General features: G+C 70.8%; 3 protein-coding genes. 2 read left to right on the top strand and 1 reads right to left on the bottom strand.

Going from position 1 to position 3,292, the window contains the following annotated elements; all coding sequences use genetic code 11:
- A partial coding sequence (locus ACTS11_RS20850; protein ID WP_442642200.1) for a 3-keto-5-aminohexanoate cleavage protein occupies positions 1 to 626 on the top strand: 626 nt, incomplete at its 5' end.
- A gap of 66 nt (positions 627 to 692) precedes the next feature.
- Here ACTS11_RS20850 and xylB read toward each other — a convergent pair.
- Positions 693 to 2,147, bottom strand: a complete 1,455-nt coding sequence (xylB, locus tag ACTS11_RS20845) for a xylulokinase (RefSeq protein WP_442642199.1) — start codon at positions 2,145 to 2,147, stop codon at positions 693 to 695.
- A 206-nt stretch (positions 2,148 to 2,353) separates the two neighbouring features.
- Between xylB and ACTS11_RS20840 the strand changes: the two genes are divergently transcribed.
- Positions 2,354 to 3,292, top strand: a 939-nt coding sequence (locus tag ACTS11_RS20840) for a LacI family DNA-binding transcriptional regulator (protein ID WP_442642198.1), incomplete at its 3' end; no start/stop codon positions are given.

Raw genomic sequence — 3,292 nt, 5'->3', positions numbered from 1 at the left:
AATACTGCCCCGGGATGATCGTGCAGTTCTCGACCGGCGGGCGGTCGGGCGCGGGCCGGGCGCGGGGTGCGATGCTGTCGCTGAGGCCCGACATGGCCTCGCTCTCGGTCGGGTCCAACAACTTCCCCACCCGCGTCTACGAGAACCCGCCCGACCTCGTGGACTGGCTCGCCGCCGAGATGCTGGCCCACGGCGTGAAGCCCGAGATCGAGGCCTTCGACCTCAGCCACATCCTGAAGGCGAAGGAGATGGCCGACCGGGGCCAGCTCGCCGGCACGCCCTACGTGCAGTTCGTCATGGGCGTGAAGAACGCCATGCCCGCCGACCGGGACGTCTTCGACTACTACATCCGCACCGTCCACCGCCTCTTCGGGCCGGAGGCGCCCTGGTGCGCGGCGGGGATCGGGGCCAACCAGGTGGTGCTGAACGAATGGGCCATCGCGTCCGGAGGGCACGCGCGCACCGGGCTCGAGGACAACGTGCGCCTCGACCGCGACCGGCTCGCGCCGTCGAACGCCGCGCTGGTGCGCCGCGCGGCCGAGATCTGCGAGGCCCACGAGCGCCCCGTCGCCACATGGCGGCAGGCGCGGGAGATCCTGGGGCTCGAACCTGCGGCGGTGGCGTGATCGACGCGCATCACGTCGCGGCCCCCGAGCGTGGTGCTCCGGTCATGGTCGCGCGCAAGCCGGGGCCTATCGCGCGCCGATCGCGGCCTGGACCGACTTCAGCGCGGGGTAGAGCGCGCGGTAGGCCGCAAGCCTTGCCTTCAGGCGCTCCGCCTCGCCTCTGCGCGGGTCGAACCGGCGCGTGACGGGTGGCTTGGTCATGGCATCGGACTGGCTGGCATCGCCGGAGGCCACCATGGCCATGCGCGCCGCCCCGAGTGCGGGCCCGATATCCGCCCCGTCCGTGCGTCCGATGCGGCAGCCGGTCACGTCGGCGATCGTCTGCAACAGGAAATCGCTGCGCGTCCCGCCGCCGATGGCGAGGAGCGTGTCCGGCATGTCTCCGGCCGCGGACAGGGCATCGACGGCGTCGGCGAAGGTGAAGGCGACGGCCTCCACCACGCTGCGCATGAGGCTGCCCTGCGAGGTGGTTTCGCCCAGCCCCGCAAAGCCTGCGCGGATCTCCGTGTCGCCATGCGGGGTGCGCTCGCCGGTCAGGTAGGGCAGGAACAGGGGCCCCGGCGGTGCGGCTTCCGCCTCTGCCAGGAGCGCGCCGATCGGCCGGCCGAACAGTTCCGCGAGCCACGCGATCGGCCGCGCCCCGTTCAGCATCGCGGCCATCTGGAACCAGTGGCCGGGCACGGTGTGCGCATAGGCATGGATGCGGCTGGCGAGGTTGGGCCGGTACGCGGGCGTCGTGACGAAGAGCTGCCCCGACGTGCCGAGCGAGATGAACCCGTCACCGCCCGAGACCGCGCCGATGCCGACGGCCCCCGCCGCCGCGTCACCTCCCCCGGCGGCGACGGCGATGCCGGCGGGCAGTCCCAGCTCCTCCGCCGGACCGGGCAGGAGCGCGCCTGCCGCCTCGGTTCCGTGACGGACCTCCGGCAGCCATCCGGGGTCCGTCGCGCTGACGGCGCAGAGGCGGTCGGACCAGCGCCGCGCGCGCTCGTCGTACCAGGAGGTGCCGGCGGCGTCCGAGGGGTCGGTCACGAGCCTGCCATGCAGGCGCATGCCGAGGTAGTCCTTCGGCAAGAGGACATGCGCGATGCGGGCATGGCTTTCCGGCTCGTGGCGCGACAGCCACAGCAGCTTGGGCGCGGTGAAGCCGGGCATGGGCGGCGCCCCGGCGATCTCGCCCGCCTCGGGTTCGGCAGCGAGAATGTCGGCGCATTCCACGGTGGCGCGGGCGTCGTTCCAGAGGATGACGGGGCGCACCGGGCGGCGGTCCGCGTCGAGGAGGACGGCGCCGTGCATCTGCCCCGAGAGCCCGATCGCGCGGACCTGCCCGCGCAGCGCGGCGTCGATCTCCTGGACCGCCCGACGTGTCGCCGTCCACCACGCGGCGCAGTCCTGCTCGCTCGCGCCCTCGAACGGATGCGACACGGTCAGCGCGGCCGATGCCGTCGCCTTGACTTCGCCGTCGGGCCCGAGCACGCAGACCTTCACCGCCGACGTGCCGAGATCGATGCCGAGATGCATGATGCAGTCTCTCCCGGGCCGCAGTCCATCGGGCCCCCGAGGCCTTCGTCGCCGATGACGGAGGCGCGCTCCCACGTCCCTGAACCCAACCCGCATTGCCGGTCGTGCGCAAGAAAAAACTTTACTCGCGGAATGTTTGCGGGTTCCTTGTGGCGTGGACTTGGCTGGACGGGCCGCCCCACCCGACGCGCGCGACAGGGGTCATCATGAGCGAGCACAAGATCAGGAACATGGAGGAGTTCGCCGCGCTGAGCGGGCTGTCCCGTCCGACCGTTTCCAAGTACTTCAACGACCCCGCCAGCGTCCGGCCCGCGACCCGCGAGCGCATCGAGGCGGCGCTCGAACGCTACGACTTCCGCCCGAACATCTACGCGGTGAACCAGAATCGCAGCCTGACCAAGAATGTCGGCATCGTGGTGCCCTACCTCGCCGACCCGTTCTTCGCCGAGATCGCCCGGATCATCGAGCTGCGCTGCATCGAGGCGGGGTTTTCGCCCATTCTCTACAGCGCGCATGGCGAGCAGAAGCTCGAGGTCGAGATCCTCGAGGGGCTGACTGCCCTGAAACCCGCGGGCGTGTTCCTGGCGCCGCTCGGGCGCATGTCCGACCGGAGCGCGATCGAGCGCTTCTGCCGGAACGTGCCCACCGTACTTTTCGACAGCAATATCGAGGGGATGGGCGAAGCCTTCGTGGGGTCGGACAATTTCAGCTTCGTGCAGCAGACGGTGGACTATCTCTGCCGCACCGGGGCGCCGCCCGTCTTCTTCGAGATGCGCAATCCCGCCAACCCCAACGCCAACAAGCGGCGCAACGCCTACTTCCGGATCATGGACGAGGCGGGGCTCGAGCCGCGCGTCCTGAAGGTCGAGGGCGAGGGATGGGGCTTCGAGGAGATCGGGCGCCGGGGCGCCCATGCGCTGATCGCGTCGGGCGCGCTCGGGACGGACACGGTGCTCTGCTCGAACGACCGACTCGCGATCGGCTTTCTCGCCGCCTGCTACGAGCGCGGGATGCGTGTCGGGCGTGGCGACGGCTGCGCGATCCGGGTGGCGTCGCACGACGATCACCCCTTCTCGCGCTTCACCTGCCCGGCGCTCACGACGGCCGCGCACGAATACGAAGCTGTGGCCGACAAGTGCATGAAG

The organism is Roseicyclus sp., from assembly GCF_052168335.1.
Classification (GTDB): Bacteria; Pseudomonadota; Alphaproteobacteria; order Rhodobacterales; family Rhodobacteraceae; genus Roseibacterium.
Note: the sequence above shows the minus strand (reverse complement) of the source record. Positions and strands in the feature narration are given on the sequence as shown.

Coding starts and splice junctions, on each gene's coding strand:
- xylB (WP_442642199.1), bottom strand. CDS start 2,147: ATGCATCTCGGCATCGATCTCGGCACGTCGGCGGTGAAGGTCTGCGTG.